General features: G+C 46.5%; 16 protein-coding genes and 1 tRNA gene. 10 read left to right on the top strand and 7 right to left on the bottom strand.

Going from position 1 to position 17,054, the window contains the following annotated elements; genetic code table 11:
- Positions 1 to 12 precede the first annotated feature (12 nt).
- Positions 13 to 89 (top strand) — tRNA-Pro (locus D791_RS14205).
- 157 nt (positions 90 to 246) lie between these two features.
- Here D791_RS14205 and hrpB read toward each other — a convergent pair.
- On the bottom strand, positions 247 to 2,727 hold the full coding sequence (gene hrpB, locus D791_RS14200; RefSeq protein ID WP_036513024.1) for an ATP-dependent helicase HrpB: 2,481 nt from the start codon (positions 2,725 to 2,727) through the stop codon (positions 247 to 249).
- A gap of 266 nt (positions 2,728 to 2,993) precedes the next feature.
- On the opposite strand from hrpB, the gene D791_RS14195 reads away from it, so the two are divergent.
- The 3 genes from D791_RS14195 to D791_RS14185 all read left to right on the top strand — a co-directional run bounded on the left by D791_RS14195 (position 2,994) and on the right by D791_RS14185 (position 6,231).
- Positions 2,994 to 4,112 carry a beta-ketoacyl-ACP synthase III gene (locus tag D791_RS14195; protein ID WP_036513022.1) on the top strand — a complete coding sequence of 373 codons (1,119 nt, stop codon included), beginning with the start codon at positions 2,994 to 2,996 and terminating at the stop codon, positions 4,110 to 4,112.
- Between the two features lie 234 nt (positions 4,113 to 4,346).
- Positions 4,347 to 4,817 carry a MarR family winged helix-turn-helix transcriptional regulator gene (locus D791_RS14190; protein WP_036513021.1) on the top strand — a complete coding sequence of 157 codons (471 nt, stop codon included), beginning with the start codon at positions 4,347 to 4,349 and terminating at the stop codon, positions 4,815 to 4,817.
- 43 nt (positions 4,818 to 4,860) lie between these two features.
- Positions 4,861 to 6,231, top strand: a complete 1,371-nt coding sequence (locus D791_RS14185; protein WP_036513017.1) for an MATE family efflux transporter — start codon at positions 4,861 to 4,863, stop codon at positions 6,229 to 6,231.
- Positions 6,232 to 6,440: 209 nt separating this feature from the next.
- Here D791_RS14185 and D791_RS14180 read toward each other — a convergent pair whose 3' ends face one another.
- Both D791_RS14180 and D791_RS21855 read right to left on the bottom strand, forming a co-directional pair.
- Positions 6,441 to 7,493, bottom strand: a complete 1,053-nt coding sequence (locus tag D791_RS14180; protein WP_337588667.1) for a beta-ketoacyl-ACP synthase II — start codon at positions 7,491 to 7,493, stop codon at positions 6,441 to 6,443.
- A gap of 20 nt (positions 7,494 to 7,513) precedes the next feature.
- Positions 7,514 to 7,705, bottom strand: coding sequence for a beta-ketoacyl synthase N-terminal-like domain-containing protein (locus tag D791_RS21855; RefSeq protein ID WP_337588663.1), 192 nt, complete (start codon positions 7,703 to 7,705; stop codon positions 7,514 to 7,516).
- A gap of 87 nt (positions 7,706 to 7,792) precedes the next feature.
- Here D791_RS21855 and D791_RS14175 point away from each other — a divergent pair, with 87 nt between their 5' ends.
- Positions 7,793 to 8,431 carry a TetR/AcrR family transcriptional regulator gene (locus D791_RS14175; protein WP_036513014.1) on the top strand — a complete coding sequence of 213 codons (639 nt, stop codon included), beginning with the start codon at positions 7,793 to 7,795 and terminating at the stop codon, positions 8,429 to 8,431.
- Positions 8,432 to 8,546: 115 nt separating this feature from the next.
- Complete coding sequence (locus tag D791_RS14170) at positions 8,547 to 9,422, top strand: ATP-binding protein (RefSeq protein WP_036513011.1); 876 nt, start codon at positions 8,547 to 8,549, stop codon at positions 9,420 to 9,422.
- 130 nt (positions 9,423 to 9,552) lie between these two features.
- On the opposite strand, the gene D791_RS14165 is transcribed toward D791_RS14170, so the two are convergent.
- Entirely contained in the window at positions 9,553 to 10,284 is a 732-nt protein-coding gene (locus D791_RS14165; protein WP_036513008.1) for a PIG-L deacetylase family protein, read from the bottom strand.
- Between the two features lie 186 nt (positions 10,285 to 10,470).
- Here D791_RS14165 and D791_RS14160 point away from each other — a divergent pair, with 186 nt between their 5' ends.
- From D791_RS14160 to phaR, 3 genes are all read left to right on the top strand, one after another.
- Positions 10,471 to 11,625, top strand: a complete 1,155-nt coding sequence (locus tag D791_RS14160; protein WP_036513005.1) for an MFS transporter — start codon at positions 10,471 to 10,473, stop codon at positions 11,623 to 11,625.
- 66 nt (positions 11,626 to 11,691) lie between these two features.
- Complete coding sequence (locus tag D791_RS14155; protein WP_036513002.1) at positions 11,692 to 11,961, top strand: DUF6489 family protein; 270 nt, start codon at positions 11,692 to 11,694, stop codon at positions 11,959 to 11,961.
- A gap of 26 nt (positions 11,962 to 11,987) precedes the next feature.
- Positions 11,988 to 12,506 (top strand): polyhydroxyalkanoate synthesis repressor PhaR, encoded by a 519-nt coding sequence (gene phaR, locus D791_RS14150; RefSeq protein ID WP_036512999.1) that lies wholly within the window; start codon positions 11,988 to 11,990, stop codon positions 12,504 to 12,506.
- 38 nt (positions 12,507 to 12,544) lie between these two features.
- On the opposite strand, the gene phaC is transcribed toward phaR, so the two are convergent.
- From phaC to D791_RS14135, 3 genes are all read right to left on the bottom strand, one after another.
- Positions 12,545 to 13,603 carry a class III poly(R)-hydroxyalkanoic acid synthase subunit PhaC gene (gene phaC, locus D791_RS14145; RefSeq protein WP_036512996.1) on the bottom strand — a complete coding sequence of 353 codons (1,059 nt, stop codon included), beginning with the start codon at positions 13,601 to 13,603 and terminating at the stop codon, positions 12,545 to 12,547.
- The gene (locus D791_RS14140) at positions 13,596 to 14,513 is read right to left on the bottom strand and encodes a poly(R)-hydroxyalkanoic acid synthase subunit PhaE (RefSeq protein WP_036512993.1); all 918 of its coding nucleotides are present in this window, start codon (positions 14,511 to 14,513) and stop codon (positions 13,596 to 13,598) included. The genes phaC and D791_RS14140 overlap by 8 nt, the downstream gene beginning before the upstream one ends.
- A 117-nt stretch (positions 14,514 to 14,630) precedes the next feature.
- Positions 14,631 to 15,503, bottom strand: a complete 873-nt coding sequence (locus D791_RS14135; RefSeq protein ID WP_036512991.1) for a LysR family transcriptional regulator — start codon at positions 15,501 to 15,503, stop codon at positions 14,631 to 14,633.
- 125 nt (positions 15,504 to 15,628) lie between these two features.
- On the opposite strand from D791_RS14135, the gene leuC reads away from it, so the two are divergent.
- Complete coding sequence (gene leuC / locus D791_RS14130) at positions 15,629 to 17,050, top strand: 3-isopropylmalate dehydratase large subunit (RefSeq protein ID WP_036512988.1); 1,422 nt, start codon at positions 15,629 to 15,631, stop codon at positions 17,048 to 17,050.
- Positions 17,051 to 17,054 lie beyond the last annotated feature (4 nt).

The following is a 17,054-nucleotide window of genomic DNA, read 5'->3' as shown; positions in this document are numbered from 1 at the left end:
TCTTCACGGGCACGGAGTGTAGCGCAGTTTGGTAGCGCATCTGGTTTGGGACCAGAGGGTCGGGGGTTCGAATCCCTCCACTCCGACCATCTTATTTTTATCCTCCCTTTGTTTAGCCTTAGTCCTCGATCACTATCGTTTAGTAAGATGTATTTTAAATACACTTTTTATTTAGTTTGCCCGACAAAGCGTCAGTGCAAATGTTCTGTTATTCTTTGGTTTAATCGATATGGCCCATTAAACGCCTCATTTCCGTGCTATAGCCGCTTTTGTTAAGCGGGTGGCTTCCGCGCTGAGTGGATTTTCAGGCCAAGGGTGTTTCGGATAGCGTCCTCGCATTTCTTTACGCACCTCTGTGTACGCATGCCGCCAAAAATGCGGGAGGTCCCCCGTGATCTGTAAGGGGCGGCGTGCGGGTGATAATAAGTGTATTAATAAAGGTAAACGACCGTTTAGCACCGTGGGTTGGCCTTCGTAGCCGAACATTTCTTGTAATTTTACGGCCAGAATGGGTGGTTTGTGTGCGTAATCTATCGTGACGTTTGAGCCGCTGGGTACTTTAATCTGAAGAGGTAGTAATTCACTTAGTTGTTGCTGTTGCTCCCAACTTAATAAACAGAGTAAGGCTGAATAGGTGTCCACTTTATCCAAGTCGCGTAGATGACGTGCATGATTTAAAAAGGGGAGCAGCCAAGTAGACATAGAACCCAATAAGGCAGTGTCGCTGACGTCCGGCCAAGCACTGCCTTCATATTCATGAAGTAAGCTCAACCGAGCTCTTAAGTTGACTGCAGCTTCCGACCAGCGAAGGCAATTGATGCCACGCTGATGAATAATGTCTTTCCAAGCCTGTTGCCAATCTTCTGCACTTAGGTCCGGCAAGGCCTCGCTGCTGATGTGAAGCTCACCTAAATATAAGGATCGGCGAGCAAGATGCTGCCCGTTTTCTTGCCAACCGATCTGAGTACGCTGATTGAACATTTGCGGGGCCAAGGATTGCAGTAATTCCAAGTGATTGCCGGATACTTCGCACGCGAGGCGAATGCGTGTTGTTTGATTGATACTGAAATCCGCACAGGCCAGCCAGTCCGCAGATACTAAGTCCGATTGAGGTAAGAGCTCAGCTCCTCGACCATTGCTTAACAGAAAATGCAGATTGTGATCACGTCGACGCGCGATTCGATCTGGAAATGCCAAGGCCACCAATACGGCAGGTAGCGCGTCTTCGCTGACAAAATGTTCTTGGTAGACTGAGATTGCCAGAGATTGGAGTTGCTGCCATAAGCGTCGTGATAAGGGGTCTACTCGTTGCTGCCAAAGGTTGTGTTGTCGCGCTTGACCGATTAAGCGTATTAAATCATCGCTTTTGCGCAGACTGTTTGGCCATTCTTGAATAAGAGCCACAATATCGCATGCAAGTTTTCCGAGACCCAAGCTCTGTGCGCAGATAAGCGCATGTGCCCAGCGTGGCTCAATGCCTAAGCGTGCACAAGCTAAGCCCTGTTCTGTTAAGCGTAGTTGATCCTGTGTGATCAGTCCTAATTGTTGCAAGAGATCTCGTGCTTGCTGTAAGGCTGCTAAGGGAGGAGGGGTTAGCCAAAAGAGTTCTGACGGTTCGGCTCCCCAACGTAAGAGCTCTATTAGTAAGGGGGCTAGGTCGGCCTCTAAAATATCAGCGCGAATGTGTGCATCTAAGCGCTCATGCGTGCTTTCTGGCCATAAGCGATAGCAAACCCCAGCCGCTTGTCGACCCGCTCTACCACAGCGTTGCTCCGCAGATGCCCGTGATATACGACGTGTTTTCAGCTCATTCAAACCGCTGCTAACATGAAATACGCTACGCCTTTCTAATCCGCTGTCTATGACAACTCGAACCCCATCTAAGGTAATGGAGCTTTCGGCGATGTTTGTTGCTAGGATGATTTTTCGTTGTCCTGTGGCGGCGGGTTTTAATGCGATCTCTTGCGCTTTGTTACTCAGTTGCGCGTGCAGGGGAAGGACTTGAATGTCATTGGCTAGGTTGCTTAGGGCATTTTGCAATTGATTAATCTCCCTCACACCGGGAAGGAACACTAAAATATCCCCTTCATGGGTCAATGCCTGACGGACAACCTGAGCGCAATGATCAATCAGTGATATTTGAGTATTCAGGGGTGGTTGGTAATGCACACTGACTGGAAAGCTGCGTCCCTTGCTTTGGATTAAAGGCGCATCTAAAGCGGATGTGAGTGTTTGCACATCTAATGTGGCCGACATGATTAATATGCGGAGGTCAGGACGCAAGATCTGTTGACTATGGTGCACCAGAGCAAGCGCAAGATCCGATTGTAAATTGCGCTCATGGAACTCATCAAAAATAACCAGCCCTACGCCTGTTAACTCAGGGTCGTCTTGAAGTAAGCGCGTTAAAATACCTTCTGTGACAACTTCAATGCGGGTTTTTTGGCTAATTTTTGCATCTAAACGAATACGATAGCCGACTGTTTCTCCAACCGATTCCCCGCATTGTTGTGCCATGAACAGCGCCGCATTACGCGCAGCAACACGCCTGGGTTCGAGCATTACAATACGTTTACCAACCAGCCAAGGCGCATCTAATAAAGCTAAAGGCACACGCGTGGTTTTACCTGCGCCGGGCTCTGCGCTTAATAATACAACACCAGGTGTTTGCAGTGATTCACAGAGTTTCGGAATAACGTCATCAATAGGCAAAGCAGTTGTATGCATAAAGGCTCAGAATTGGGTTGGGAGGCGGTGGCTTCGCTATGATACCATGTCGGAAGGGTATGCCAATCCTCGCCTTGCGGGTGAGCCCAGTACTCGATATCGAAATGCACATAAATCGGTGTTGAGTAGGAGTGCAAGATCATTTTAGAGAGTCCTGTTGAAGGGAGGCTGGATTTAGCCTGAAACATGCAGCAGAATGCATAAGCGCTTTGCCCTGAAAAGACAGATAGGCGTGTTTGATAGCCATTTTACTCGGAGTGCCTTGTTTGAATACTGTAATTAGTGGTGTAGGACTGTATACGCCTATCGATACCATCAATAATGATGAATTGGTGGAATCGTTTAACCGTTTTGTAGCTGACTACAACGAGCAGAACAGTGCGGATATAGCGCAAGGTGAGCTGACAGAGTTGCAGCCCTCATCGACGGCATTTATTGACAAAGCGTCGGGTATTCTTAGCCGCTATGTAATCGATAAACAAGGGATTCTTGATCCAAAGCGGATGAAACCCTATGTTGCACCACGAGCCAATGACAGCCTGAGTCTACAAGCTGAAATGGCCGTGAAGGCTGCTCAGTTGGCGTTGGATGAAGCAGGTTTGTCAGGCGCTGATCTGGATTGCGTGATTGTTGCCTGCTCCAATTTGCAGCGTGCCTACCCTGCAGTGGCAATTGAAGTCCAGCAGGCATTGGGGGCAGGCGGTTTTGCCTTTGATATGAACGTTGCCTGCTCGTCTGCTACATTTGCTCTGCAATTGGCGGATAATACTCTGCAAGCGGGCAGTGCTTCGCGTGTGTTGGTGGTGAATCCCGAAATTTGTTCGGCACATTTGAATTACCGCGACCGCGACAGCCATTTTATTTTTGGTGATGCCTGTACGGCGATGATTGTTGAACCAGAGGATGCGGCACACAGTCCGCGACAGTTTCGTATACTGGGAACACGCCTAAAAACCGCCTTTTCAAACAACATCCGCAATAACTTTGGTTTCCTGACTAAGTGTGAAGATCGCTCCTTGGATGCACCGGATACCTATTTTGTGCAGCAGGGGCGAAAGGTTTTCAAAGATGTGGTGCCGATGGTGGCAGATCTCATTCTGGACCATTTGAATTTGCTCAAGCTGCCGCCGTCGGATCTTCGTCGATTATGGCTGCACCAGGCTAACATCAATATGAACAGTCTTATCGCGCGTAAGGTACTCGGGCGTGATCCTACGCAAGATGAAGCGCCAACCATTTTGCATGAGTTTGGTAACACGAGTTCCGCAGCGTCGATCATTGCATTTGAGCGCTATCGTGATGGATTAGATTCAGGCGATTTGTGTTTGCTGAGTTCGTTTGGTGCTGGTTACTCTGTGGGTTCGGTGGTGTTACGCAAAGTTTAGTGTCATGGTCAGGCGTCATTTGTGAAAGCGAGTGACTCTTTCGAGGTCTAAGGTGTATTTTTGACGAAAGCGTGTCTTAGGTTACGCTTTCATTCCTTCTTTGTGTCTAAAAAATCGTATGCAGACTTCATCAGCTCTTAGTATTTCGTTCTTTGGGCTGTTGTTTACTTTACCTTAATCATTAAGTTAGTTAGACTAACTAATATTGATATTGCCTATATTTAGAGAGTTTCTATGGATATACGACCCAGCTTGCAGCGACTAGAGTGGCATCTCTGGAATCAATGGCGTGAACGAGCCCAGCATAACGACCATCTTGAGTTGACAAACAGCGAGTTGCAATACGTCTATATTTTGTTGGCTTGGAGCGAGACGGGGTTGCGTTTGACTGAGTTGGCTGAACTTATGCAAGTGAGTAAGGCTTCAGCTAGCAGCATGATCAGTAAGCTAGAGAAACGTGGTTATCTTTCAAGACAGCCTTGTTCTGAGGACGCAAGGGCGCAAAGACTCCTTCCCACTACAAAAGCGATGACGTTAAAACAAGAGGAGCCAAGAGTGTATCAGGCCGCGGTGCGTCATTTTGAGCAGGTTCTTTCGGCAGAAGAGTTGCAACAATTGACTGTTCTACTGGATAAAGCATGTCGAGATCTTGATCTGGGTGACCTTTATCCACCTCAGCTATTTCAGTCTCCTTATAACATTTGATCATTGCAGATATCTAGGAAGGCGTTAGGAAACGGAGCCACACATGCAAAGCAATTTAGACAATAAACATTTATTGGAACAGGGACCTGTCAGTAGCCTGTTTATTAAGTATGCACTCCCCAGCGTGGTGACGATGCTATTCTTTGGAATTCAAAACCTGATAGACGGGATTGTGGTAGGCAACCATCTTGGGTCTGATGCATTGGGTGGCGTCAATATTATTCTACCCTTATTTAGTGCAATTATGGTGATAGCATTGATTGTGGGTATTGGCAGTCAAACGCTTGTCAGCATGGGGTTGGGTGAACAGAATATTGAAAAAGCTCAAGATGCAATGACAACAGGTTTCTGGTCGTTGGTACTGGTTAGCTTGGTTTCTACAGGTGCTTTACTGATGTTTGCAGAACCCTTAACGCAACATTTGGGGGCGGATGAGCGTCTATTGCCCCATGCGTTGGCTTACTTCAAAGGGCTTGTTCCTTTCATTCTTCCTATCACCTTATGCTTTTACTCAGATGTTATGTTGAAGGCGCTGGGGCATCCCAAGTTTTCGATGATGATTATGACCTCGGTAGTAATCATCAACGTTGCACTGAGTTTGTATTTGGTTCTAGGCACCGATATGGGCACAATGGGGGCAAGTTTGGCAACAGGGATTGCGTTTTCGATCGGACTTGGGATGTCCGCCTATTTGACTTTCAACGTCAAGCAGCGTTTATCGATGCTCAAAGGGCGTATGCGTATGCCTTTGTTGATCAAAGCCGTTTATAACGGTTCCTCCGAAGGAGTATCTGAACTCGCAGCCGCAATCAGTATACTGATTATCAATCTAACCGTGGTTAAAATGCTGGGTGCCGATGGCGTTGCGGCGTTCACGGCAATTAATTACATCAATTTCGTAGGGATACTACTGTTTCTCGGTATTTCAGATGGATTGATTCCAGTATTGAGCTATAACTTTGGTGCAAAAAACTACGAGCGCGTAAAACGTATTTTCCGTTTTGCGGCTTTGGTGAATTTCGGGATAGGTATTAGTGTGTTTATCCTATTGCAAGGGTTTGGTGAATATGCCCTGGGTTTGTTTTTTGATTTAAGCAACAAACGTGTGTTTGAGATCGCATTGGCGGGTCTGCATATATCCGCATTCGTGTTTTTAATGAATGGCCTCAATATACTGATTACGGCTTATTTTACGGCACTCGGCGAAGCAATGAGTTCGATCGTTGTGGCGGCATTGCGTGGTGTCGTATTTGTCTTGATTGGTGTGGCACTTTTACCCAAATTTATGGGTATTGAGGGTGTCTGGATCACCATCCCGCTCGCAGAACTGATGGCGCTAGGTGTTGCATGTGTGTTGGTCTTAAGGATTAATCGAAAACTACTCATGCTCACAAAAAAGACTGAGACACAGTGACTTTTATTACTTCACTCCTGTTGAAGTTTTTAAAGCATAATTGTGCAATCGTGAACATTTTCGGGCTTATTAAAGCCCGAAAATGTTGTAAGCCTTTAATGTGTGGCTATTGACCCCACTGCATTTCACCCATGATGACTTTAGCGCTTAAGCTTAAAATGCTGTCACTAATGTTTGGTTAATTTTATTTCACGTCGGTATTCAGTGTCTTATAAACGGCTGATGATCAGTGCCGCATTGACCCCGCCAAAGCCAAATGCATTGCACAAAGCATGCTTTACTTCGTGATGACGATTCAAGTCAGGCACTAAGTCTAGGTCTTCCATGCCTTGATCGGCTTGCTGCAAATTCAATGTGGGTGGAAGTTTTCCTTCCATGACTGATAGCGCTGTAAAAATGCTTTCAACTCCACCAGCTGCTCCGAGAAGGTGTCCAGTGGCTGACTTAGTCGCCGAGATTGGGATGTGAGGTAGCCGCTCGGCGAAAACACTTCGTAACGCAGCGATTTCTGCATTGTCACCGACAGGCGTAGAGGTAGCATGAGCATTGATGTAATCCACATCTTCAGGTTGAAGTCCTGCCATTTTGAGTGCACGGTGGATGGCCGCTGCCGCTCCTGATCCATCTTCCGGCCCTGAGGAAATGTGGTGCGCATCTGCACTGGTGCCGTAACCACTGATCATGGCGAGAGGTGTGGCGCCACGTGCAAGGGCATGTTCAAGCGTTTCGATAACGAGTAAGCCAGCGCCTTCGCCCATGACAAAGCCGTCGCGTTCTCGATCAAATGGGCGTGATGCTTCCTGCGGCACTTCATTTAACGTTGATAGGGCTTTCATCGCATGAAAACTGGCCAGAGCGAGTGGGTCGACGCAGCTTTCAGCGCCACCTACGAGCGCAATATTTGCCTCGCCGCTACGGATAAGGCGCATGCCGTCGCCAATCGCTTGCAATCCTGCAGCACAGGCTGTGATTGGGCAACCAATGGGTCCCTTGAAACCATATTTGATGGATACATTACCAGCCGCCAAATTGGCCAGAAATGAGGGGACAGTAAAGGGCGATATTTTTTTATATCCGCGGCTTATCAGCGTCTGATAAGCATTTGTAATCGTCGGAAACCCACCGATGCCAGTGCCAATGACTGTCGCCGTGCTTTGTTTGTCTTCTTCTGACTGTGGGTGCCAGCCAGCCTGCTTCAGTGCTTCTTGCGCGGCAGCGAGTGTGAAAAGGGTAAATTTATCCATTTTTTTACGCTCTTTGATGCCGATAACGGACAGCTCGTCTAACCCCCCTTCGGGTCCTGCAACTGACTTGGTACCAGTCCCGCAATTTGAACGGGAAAGTCGGAGGTGTCGAAATGTTCAATAGGGAGAATACCAGAGACACCGGATAAAAGTCGTTGCCATACAGCATCAACATGAATGCCGAGAGGGCTGACGATTCCCATGCCTGTGATTACAATCGGTGAACTCATTGCCATATCTCCATTTGGTGGTAATAGATGCAATATAATCTCGGCCAATATATGATCAAGATAATATTTATAGGGTGGGGTTGGTAAGTGTCTTATTCCAAAGCACATAAGTCTCAATCTAAAGAGCGCATTTTGGCTTCGGCTACCGAGCTTTTCTGTCGCTACGGCTTTGAAAAAGTGTCCATTGGTAAAATTATGAAGTTGGCACGGATGACACATGGTGCTTTTTATGCGCATTTTGAGTCGAAGGAGGCTTTGTTCAATGCATCTATACTGGAGACTTTCAAGCGTAGCCGTGTCGCGCGCTTAGCAAAGGGGCCCTTCGCGGTTAGACATTTGACGTCACTGATAACCGACTATCTCAATCTTCTTGCAGTGAAAGAGCAAAGTACACCGGGGCCGGAAACCCTATTGTTCAATGAAATTGGCAGCGAGCGAATTGAAATCCGCAAGCTCTATGAGCAGGCTTACCAGCATATGAAAAGCGTGTTAGAAAAGCGAATTACAGCCTTGGCAAGATTAAACAAGCTGCCATTTGCCGCTGATCAAAACACTATCAGTGAAAAGTCGCGTGCAATTATCGCTTCGATGATTGGTGCCGTCAGTATCGCTAGAAGTATTACGGATGAGCAGGAGCAACAGCAAATTTTGCTGGCAGGGCAAAATCAGATACTCGCTATTTTGGGAGTTGAAACGGCGGATGCAGATTGGGTAATAGGCTCATAACCGGTATGACGGCCTAATCCAGTGGGCGTAGAGTTTGTTTACGACGAACACAAATAGTAAAGATTAACGACGTTTAAGAGTCCCGTTGGATTCTTTATCAGCAGGTTTCCTGAGTATGAAAAAACTACATTCTTTCCTGAATCGAATTGCAGTTGCACTTGAAGCGGCTTTGCCTGTCGATTCCCCTTCAATTGACTGGTCAACTCAGTGTGCCGCCGTTTGGCGAGTGGAACGAGGGCAGGGAGCTCTGATACCTGTTGTAACAAGCAGCCCCGTGAGTCTAGAGGACTTGATCGGGATTGAGTCTCAGCGTGAGCGTGTTGTCAGTAATACGCGTCAGTTTTTGCATGGGCTACCTGCCAATAATGTGTTGATGTGGGGAGCACGCGGTACAGGTAAATCTTCACTTGTCCGAGCTTTATTGCAAGCATACTCCGATCAAGGGTTGCGATTGGTCCAAGTTGATCGTGAAGATCTCATCCAGATGCCTTATATTTTGAATGCTTTAGCCGATCAACCTTGGCGTTTCGTTATTTATTGTGATGACTTGTCCTTTGAGGAGGATGATGTCAGTTATAAACGTTTGAAGAGTGCATTGGATGGCGCTTTATCGCGGACACCGGACAATGTGCTTCTGTATGCCACGTCCAATCGACGCCATCTGTTGCCCGAGGCTGCATCGGACAATCTGCAAACCGAATGGGTGAACGGTGAGCTACACCCAGGTGATGCGATTGAAGAAAAGATATCCTTATCGGATCGGTTTGGTGAGTGGATTGGCTTTTATCCTTTCGATCAAGCAACCTATTTGCGAGCCGCCGAACATTGGACCAAGCGATTAGGTCAAAGTCATGGACTAGCCCCTGAGTTTTGTCAAGGATTACAGTTAGAGGCTGTGCGTTTTGCGCAAGGGCGTGGCGTTCGCAATGGCCGTGTAGCACAGCAGTTTGCTAAGTATTGGGTGGGGCGTGAGTTGCTTAAAAAGTTATGACGTGTGATTGTGACGGTCCAGTTGTCTTGAAATCTAAATTGGACCGCCATTTTTCTATACTAGAAAAAATCGCTTTTTAAACCTTTCTCTAACTCATATTAGACCTTCTTTGTTGAGTTGTCATTAGTGATTAAAGCGAGCTCACAACAGAGGGAGTCAGCTTCATATAGCCTTCCGCAAACCGAATATCCTGTTTGCTCGTAATGCCAATATTGCGTTTCGCTTGAACACCACGTTGCTGGGCAACTCGAGTGTAATACTCCCATAGATGCTCTTGGCCCTCCATGCACTTAATGGCTTCGAGCTTTGTATCCCATACATCGCTGATGTCTAAAAATGTGTTTGGTTCCCACTGGCATTGCTCTGGTTGATGCGGTTCGAATGCATAAATCGGAGGAGCGCCCAACACTTGTTCACCGGGGTGGTGGCCTTCGGCTTGAGCAATAATGCGTGCTTCTTGTGCCAGCTGCATTGCACGTGGGTGGTCGAAGTTATAAGGGTCATGCAACGAGTGACTCAATACAAACTCCGGTTGTAAGGTCCGGTACAGGTCAACCAATCTGAATAAGATGTCATTATTGATCTGCAGAGGATAGTCGCCGATATCCCAAAACTCGATATCGCTTCCCAAAATATTGGCGGCGCGTTCTGCCTCATTTTGTCGTACGGATTTAACTTTTTCCAATGTCATATTTGTTTGCCGCCAGAGTTTGGCAGACTCTCCGCGCTCACCATATGACAAGCAAATGACCTTAACTTTCCACCCTTGTTTGACATGTGATGCTATGGCACCTCCGGCTCGCCAGACAAAGTCTGCTGAATGAGCACTAACGACAAGCGCATGTTTCTGTGATGTAAGCATGTGACTCCTTGATATGTAATATACGGTTATTATTTATATTTGTTATAACATAACAATTTTGAGAAAAGAAATTCGAAAATGTGATAAATCAATCCACTAGAGCTGTGGATAGGGGGGCATTGTGTTGAAAAAGTCATGGGGTTCCTGTATCTCTAACGCAATTGCTAGTCAACAATGTAGCCTTCTATGCCTTATTTACGTGTATCTGGGTTTTATTTTTTTTACTTTGCGCTTCTTGGAGCGCTAGTCCCTTACTGGAGCTTATATTTAGAATCGCTTCACTTTGATGCGCAAACCATTGGGCTTCTGATGGCAACGCTTCACATCTCTCGAATATTTGCGCCGAACCTCTGGGGCTGGATTGCGGATCATACGGGACAGCGTGTAAAGGTTGTGCAATTCGGTGCGTTAATGGCATGGATCGTGTTCATTGCTATTTTTTGGCAAGGTACGGCCCTTGGCGTTGGCTTGACCATGCTTGCATTTAGCTTTTTTTGGAATGCCGTTTTACCGCAATTTGAGGTGTTGACCTTGAAACTGCTCGGTAAAGATAAAGCCAAATACAGCCACATCCGATTATGGGGGTCTGTGGGGTTTATTTTTGCCGTATTGATGATTGGCGCTTTATTAGAAGTTGTCGAGATAGGTGTTCTTCCTTGGATTTTGTTGATGATCATGCTGTTGATTTGGTTAAACAGCTTACTGATTAAGCCAGCCAAAGAGGTTGCTGGCGCTGATCACCACGACACACGTTCCATGCGCCATATTATGTTTATTCCTCAGGTCCAAGTATTTTTTCTTATCTTTTTTCTCATACAGTTAGGTCATGGGCCTTACTATACGTTTTACTCATTGATGATGCTGGATCTTGGATATAGCTCGGCTCAAGTGGGTTGGCTTTGGGCGGTGGGTGTACTGGCTGAGGTGGCACTGTTTTGGATGATGCCTTGGATTTTTAAGCATCTTAGCTTGCGACTCGTTATGTTGATAAGTTTAGCCTTGTGCGTGTTACGTTGGATGTTGATCGGGCTATTCTCACAGGAGTATTGGGTAATGATGCTATCTCAGTTGCTGCATGCGGCTACGTTTGGCAGCTTACATGCGGTTGGAATTGCACTGGTTAGTCATTATTTCAGTCCATCAACACAGGGGCGAGGGCAGGCATTATTCTCAAGTGCGGGCTTTGGTGCCGGAGGGGCAGCAGGTGCCATTCTATCCGGTGTTTTATGGGGGGTGATGGGCAGTGCAACCTTTTACATTGCAGCCATGGTGAGTTTGCTCGGATTCGGCTTAGCATGGGTGTGGATTCGCCCCGAAAAGGTGCTTAAGCTGGACTCTTAGAGGTTTCTTGTTATAGTGTAAGTAACTATCTGAAGCTTATGCAGTTAAACGCTAGAGGCGCTCATAATGAAGTTTAAAATTGACATCGAAATGACCCCGCAAGAGCTTAGGGAAAGCTTAGGCTTGCCTGATGTATCTGGGTTTCATGAAGAGATGTTGCAGCAAATACGTGACCGAATGCAAGCCGGTGTTGAAGGGTATGATCCTTTAACACTATTCAAACCGTTTATGGCAACAGGGGTTGGGTCGTTAGAGGGATTTCAAAGGTTATTAATGAATATGATGAGCCAGTATTCTCGCATGGGTTCCGAGTCTGATGGTAGGGAATCTAAGTGAGTAGTGATCAAGTTAAGGAGCCGAGCATGCGTATCCTGAGAAAATATACCAATCGACGATTGTACGATACATCTCGCAGTTGTTACGTGACTCTGGAGGATGTCAAAGCTTTAGTTTTAAAGTCAGAAGCGTTTCAAGTGTTAGATTCAAAAACGGGTCAGGACTTAACTCGTAATATCCTAATGCAGATCATCAGTGAGCAAGAGGCTGAAGGGCACGGCACCTTATTGACCAATCAGGTCTTACAGCAACTGATCCGTTTTTATGGCGACAGTATGCAAGGTATGATGAGTCAGTATCTCGAACAAAGCATAGCGGCCTTTCTTGAACATCAGGACCGCATTCGTGATCAAATGCAAAATATGATGGGTGTTGCAAACCCTTTAACGATGATGAACCGCATTGCCGATCAAAACCTTGCAGTATGGAAAATGTTTAATCCCAATTTGCGTGAGTCTGATTATCAGGCTGAGCAAGCCGCTAAAAAAGGCTCGCCTAAAGAAGGCGCTAACGACGCTCCTGTAAAGGACGAGCCAGCGAAGTAAATGAAACTGCCATAACACTAAGGTTATGGCAATTCGCTTTAATTTTGCATCCACCCTGCGATTTCTGCCGCTAACGTCAGATTGTGTTTTGGGCTAACAAAAATACCAATATGTCCTGCATTGAATACTCGTTCTTGATAGTTTGAACTGCTTGTTAACCCTTTAAGTGCCATCGAAGAAGAGGGGGGAACCAAGTGATCTTGAGATGCATAAATATTTAAAATAGGTTGATGAATTCGCTTGAGATCAATGGTGTGATCACCGATGACAAGTGTCTTTTGAATGAGTTTGTTTTGTTGAAAAAAGTCTTTCAAAAAAGATCGGAAGGCTTCGCCCGCTTGATCGGGGCTGTCGTAAATCCACTTTTCCATACTTAAAAAGCGAACAGCTGTTGAGGCTGTGCTTAAGTTTTTTGGCATTTGTAAATTCTTAAGGACGCCAAGGCGCATGGGCAGCAACGCATTAAAGGTTTCATTTAGTAAGCTGCCGGGAATGTTGCCATACGTCTTAACGGCGAGGTCGACATCGACGTGTTTAACCAATCGGCTGAGCGTAAAATCCTCCGTGCTGAAATCAACCGGGGTGACGACTGTGATCAGTCGGTCAATTTTGTGTGGGTTGAGTGCCGTATAGCACAGACTAAAGGTTCCACCCTGACACACCCCGAGTAGGCCGAGTTGAGTTGTCTTTGTGGCGTTGAGTGCTGCCTCAACACAGGCATCCATATAATAAAGAATGTAGTCATCGAGATCCAAAAAACGGTCACTGGCATCTGGATAGCCCCAATCGATCAAATAAATCGGTTGGCCCTGATCGAGTAGCGACTGAATCAGAGACTGCTCGGGGGTTAGGTCAAGCATGTAAGGGCGATTCACTAAGGCATAGCACATCACTAAGGGGGTTAGTGATGGGTCTATTTTTTTAGGCTCAAAGTACTTGAGTTGGACTTTATCAATCGTGTAAATCACATGATAAGGGGTTTGTCCGGTTTTAACCTCTGGTAGCCGCTTTAATACTTCATAACTGTCAATCAGGGCTTGATTGAATTCGAGTATTTCGTTTTTTAATGTCTCAGCATCAAGCTGAATTTTAGTCATTCGAGTTGTTCCTGAGTTGATCAATCTCCAAGCGTAGCTCGGATAATGATCGCTGCAATTCGGGAATCACAGACAATTCTTTTTCTAATTGCCTTACGTGTTTTCGTAAGCGGTGTATGTGCTCAAATGCTAAGCTTAGAGAGGTTTCGGATGCAATACCTATCTGAGCGAGTTGTTCATTACGAAACGTCTGATAGAACTCGCGTAGGGCAAAAGAGGCGTTGCTAATCTGCCCGTAGGTGGTTTGGTAGTGTTCCGTTGCAACCACGCTTGCATACTCTTTTTCGTAGGCATGTGTCCAGGCTTCGTGTAGGGCTTTGAGACTGTTAATCGGCTCAGGTGCGCTATCGATTTTATCCGTAAGACCTTTGATGGCGCTTTGATTAATTTGATCAAAAAGCTCAGCGTATTGCCCAAATGCAATTTGATAGTCGTAAAGCAGCTGAGTGCCTTCGCGAATTAAACGTTGTTGTTTTAACGTTAAGTGTTCAGCATTGGATTCAAGTAGCGTATTTAGCCCTTGCAGCATAGGTTGTTCACCTAAGCCTTGAAAGGTAAGTTGGCTGGTGTGGATGAGCGCATGAAGCTGCTCAGGAATTTGCCAGCGCTTTAAAATCCAATCCCGGCTCAGTTGGCTAATGTGCTCTTTAAAGCCTTTTACGAACCCCTGTATATCCTGCAGAGTGTGGTTTTGCAGAATCAGTTGACTGGCAAAGCGTGTGAACTCAATGGACTCCTGTGTCATCAAGCTGATGAGTTCAGCATGTTGCTCAGGTAAATACTCCCAGCTGCTTTGCTGTAAACGTGTCATGAGGCGAGACCAATCCAGCAATGGATCATCCGATGAGACGGTGCCTTGTTGTTGCATCGTCAACCATTGTTGAATCAATGTGTGCAGATCATCTGTCACAAACGGCTTCCTCTGACTGCTTTGGTGTGTGTTTTTATTGTACCTAAGAGCGTTTTTTTATTCATTGGGCTTGTCTATGTGTTTATCAAATAGTGATGAATACTTTTATAGGCTGGGCTATGATCGGGCTTGTTCAAGAAGCTGAATCATCTCAAGTGCAGCATTCGACAGGGTTCGATTGCGATGATAAATATAGCCTAAGGGGCGTTCAACGGGTTCTACATTCAGTTGTAAACGTACTAAAGTATCATCAATCATCGTCTCAGGTAGTAAGCTCCAACCCAGTCCGATGGATACCATCATGCGCAAGGTGTCGAGGTAGTTTGTGCTCATGTGTACACTCGGTTCAAGGTTATGCTCTGAAAACTGCTTAAGAACGAGTTGGTGAGTAAATGTATTGCTTCTGGGTAAAATGGCGGGGTATTGGCTCAGTCTATCCAAGGTTAATCTAGATTCTTTTGCTAACACGTGTTGTTGCGATGCGACATAGAAAAGTCGATCTTGCCAAATGACTTGCGAAATAATTCGAGCATCATGCTCAGGTGCAAGGGTAATTAACGCCAGTTCAATGTCACCGCGCAATACGCTTTCGTAAGCCAGCTCAGACTCATCAAAGCGTAAGTCTAGCTCAACCTCTGGAAATTTAGCGACATAGTGTTTGAGCACGGGGGGGAGTCTATGCAGACTAATATGATGGCTGGCGGCAACGCAAAGACGGCCGTTGACGGAGCCTCTTAAATTCGAAACAAGTCGTTCTGCATCCTTGATCGCAAGTAATATTTCGCGAGCTTTTGGCAATAAATGGCGGCCTGCGTCGGTGAGCATGACGTGCCGTCCGATTCGATCAAATAAGCGACAATTGAGTTGGCTTTCTAACAGAGCAATGCGTTTGCTAATGGCCGATTGCGTCAAATATAGTCGATCAGCGGCTTCTGAAAAGGATTGGCAGTCAGTAACTGTAACGAAGGCTGTTAGGCTTGCATTGTCCATGGAGATGATCCGTGCCTTTGTATTCCTTTTAGGAATGAATAAGATAAAAATTATGAATTTGTTTATTGTAACGGAGTGAATTAGTATTCCGCTATAACTATTTTAAACCTGTCTTGGAGATTGCGATGGCCGGTAAGACGCTGTACGACAAATTATGGGATGATCACTTGGTGCGCGCGAATGAAGATGGCAGCGCGCTTCTCTACATTGATCGTCATTTATTGCATGAAGTAACCTCTCCGCAAGCATTTGAAGGGTTGCGCATCGCAGGACGTAAGCCTTGGCGTATTGATGCAAACCTCGCAACTCCAGACCATAACGTGCCGACGACCGAACGCTCTGGCGGGGTTGATCGTATAGTTGATCCAGTGTCACGCATCCAAGTGAAAACCCTGGATGATAACTGCGATACCTTTGGTATTACCGAATTTAAAATGAACGATATCCGCCAAGGGATAGTGCATGTTGTCGGGCCTGAGCAGGGAGCAACCTTGCCAGGCATGACGGTTGTCTGTGGGGATTCCCATACGGCGACACACGGTGCGTTTGCCGCGCTTGCACACGGGATCGGCACGTCTGAAGTCGAGCATGTACTAGCGACTCAATGCTTGATTACCAAAAAAATGAAAAACATGTTGGTTCGTGTTGATGGTCAGTTAGGCTTAGGTGTGACGGCTAAAGACGTTATTTTGCATATCATCGGAGTTATTGGAACCGCCGGTGGAACAGGCTATGCAATCGAGTTTGGCGGAGAAGCCATCCGTAGCATTTCAATTGAAGGCCGAATGACCATTTGTAACATGGCCATTGAAGCCGGTGCCCGTGTTGGATTGGTTGCGGTGGATGAAAAAACCCTTGAGTATGTAAAAGACCGCCCATTCTCGCCAAAGGCTCAGGATTGGGAGAGCGCCGTTACGGCTTGGAAAGCGTTGGTTTCTGATGACGATGCAGTGTTCGATGAAGTGGTTGTCATTCGTGCAGAAGATATACAGCCTCAAGTCACCTGGGGAACCTCACCCGAAATGGTGACCTCTGTTGTGGATTGTGTTCCTGATCCCGCTGAAATGGACGATCCCGTTAAGCGTGAAGGTGCCGAGCGAGCTTTGCACTACATGGGCTTGAAGCCGAAGCAAAAAATTACGGATATTCAATTGGACCGTGTTTTTATTGGTTCGTGCACCAACTCTCGTATCGAAGACCTGCGTGAGGCAGCGGCGGTTGTTAAAGGAAAAAAAGTCGCGAGCACCATCAAGCAGGCATTGGTAGTGCCTGGATCTGGCTTGGTGAAAGCTCAGGCTGAACAGGAAGGATTGGATAAAGTCTTTTTGGACGCTGGAATGGAGTGGCGTGAGCCCGGTTGTTCTATGTGTTTGGCGATGAACCCAGACAAGCTCGGTGTTGGTGAGCATTGTGCATCGACCTCCAACCGTAACTTTGAAGGGCGGCAAGGATTTGGCGGTCGGACGCATTTGGTCAGTCCTGCAATGGCTGCCGCTGCTGCGATTGCAGGTCATTTTGTTGATGTTCGCCAAGTGAATAATGCCTAAGGAG

Source organism: Nitrincola nitratireducens (assembly GCF_000585235.1).
In the GTDB taxonomy this organism is placed as follows: Bacteria; Pseudomonadota; Gammaproteobacteria; order Pseudomonadales; family Balneatricaceae; genus Nitrincola; species Nitrincola alkalisediminis.
This window is presented reverse-complemented; position numbering and strand designations above follow the sequence as displayed.

Excerpts from the sequence above, each read along its gene's own strand:
- D791_RS14185 (WP_036513017.1), top strand. The coding sequence starts at position 4,861 with ATGCAAAGCAATTTAGACAATAAACATTTATTGGAACAGGGACCTGTC.
- hrpB (WP_036513024.1), bottom strand. The coding sequence starts at position 2,727 with ATGCATACAACTGCTTTGCCTATTGATGACGTTATTCCGAAACTCTGT.
- D791_RS14135 (WP_036512991.1), bottom strand. The coding sequence starts at position 15,503 with ATGGACAATGCAAGCCTAACAGCCTTCGTTACAGTTACTGACTGCCAA.
- D791_RS14155 (WP_036513002.1), top strand. The coding sequence starts at position 11,692 with ATGAAGTTTAAAATTGACATCGAAATGACCCCGCAAGAGCTTAGGGAA.
- phaC (WP_036512996.1), bottom strand. The coding sequence starts at position 13,603 with ATGACTAAAATTCAGCTTGATGCTGAGACATTAAAAAACGAAATACTC.
- leuC (WP_036512988.1), top strand. The coding sequence starts at position 15,629 with ATGGCCGGTAAGACGCTGTACGACAAATTATGGGATGATCACTTGGTG.
- D791_RS14160 (WP_036513005.1), top strand. The coding sequence starts at position 10,471 with ATGCCTTATTTACGTGTATCTGGGTTTTATTTTTTTTACTTTGCGCTT.
- D791_RS14170 (WP_036513011.1), top strand. The coding sequence starts at position 8,547 with ATGAAAAAACTACATTCTTTCCTGAATCGAATTGCAGTTGCACTTGAA.
- D791_RS14190 (WP_036513021.1), top strand. The coding sequence starts at position 4,347 with ATGGATATACGACCCAGCTTGCAGCGACTAGAGTGGCATCTCTGGAAT.
- D791_RS14165 (WP_036513008.1), bottom strand. The coding sequence starts at position 10,284 with ATGCTTACATCACAGAAACATGCGCTTGTCGTTAGTGCTCATTCAGCA.
- D791_RS21855 (WP_337588663.1), bottom strand. The coding sequence starts at position 7,705 with ATGAGTTCACCGATTGTAATCACAGGCATGGGAATCGTCAGCCCTCTC.
- phaR (WP_036512999.1), top strand. The coding sequence starts at position 11,988 with ATGCGTATCCTGAGAAAATATACCAATCGACGATTGTACGATACATCT.